This window comes from Burkholderia sp. APQ4-4ca (genome assembly GCF_057837105.1).
In genome coordinates this window covers 1-927 of the sequence record NZ_JBYQCG010000010.1, presented here as the reverse complement: position 1 = coordinate 927, position 927 = coordinate 1, and the positions used below count along the sequence as shown (strand labels likewise).

The window sequence follows — 927 nt, the reverse complement described above, 5'->3', positions numbered from 1 at the left end:
GCCACTGGCATCACGTCGTTGACGGTCACGACCGGTACGAATGCCGATGGCGCCGGCTTACCAGCTGTCGTCAGCGCAGTCCCGCTCGTACGCTCGCGCAAGTGAATCCATTTATGCAGTTGGTTCGCATTGACGCCGGCCTTCAGCGCAAGTCCGGCAATCGACGCACCTGGCTGCATACAGGCCTCGACCAGCTTGCGCTTACCCTCTGGATCAAAGCGTCGCTTGCCGGTGGCGGTCACGCCCGTCACGCGCAGCGGAAAGAAATCAACTTCGTTCTCTGTCATCGGTTGCGTCCGCAAGTTGTAGTTGCGGACGCAAGCCTGCGCGCATTCAGCCTGGAATTCTAGGTGTGCTTAAATTCGCGCTTACGAACATCCGCACGGGCGGCCCCGAGCCGTTGACCTGCGCCCACAGGTAACTCTTCGCCTGCGGCCTTCGTCCTGGTTCCTTCAGCACCTGGAACGTGGTTTCGTCGCCGTAGATCAAGTTCGATTCGAGCAGCGCGTCGCGCATCAGGTTGATCACCGGCTGCGTGGCCAGACCTACCCGCACCACGCTGGCGGCCAGCGTGTTCGACGAGATGTCGCCGCCGAAGCGACGCAGCAGCGTGGCTTGGCGATACAGTGGCATACCGTACTGGTACTTGCCAGTGATGATCCACGCCAGCGCGGATTCCGTGAGCAGCCCGCGCGCAATGATGCGCGCTGGTGCCGGCGTAACCTTGATACCGAGATCACAGCACGGGCAGGCGTACTTGACCCGCTGGTGCTGAACGACGCGCACCTGCTCGGGAATCACGTCGAGCTGTTCGCTCGTTTCCACGCCGATCTCGACGAGAGCGTGACCGTCGTGCGCGCAGAATCGTTCGGACTCGGGCAGTTCGTGTCGTACGACTTCGCGCGGCAGGTTCGGATCGAGTGGCTT

1 protein-coding gene and 1 pseudogene are annotated in these 927 nt (G+C 62.0%); both read right to left on the bottom strand.

The window, feature by feature from the left end; all coding sequences use genetic code 11:
- A partial coding sequence (gene tnpA, locus AC3IFE_RS01240) for an IS66-like element accessory protein TnpA (protein ID WP_489189352.1) occupies nucleotides 1–287 on the bottom strand: 287 nt, incomplete at its 3' end.
- A gap of 85 nt (nucleotides 288–372) precedes the next feature.
- Nucleotides 373–927: pseudogene (locus tag AC3IFE_RS01235) on the bottom strand (IS66 family transposase); the annotation flags it as partial.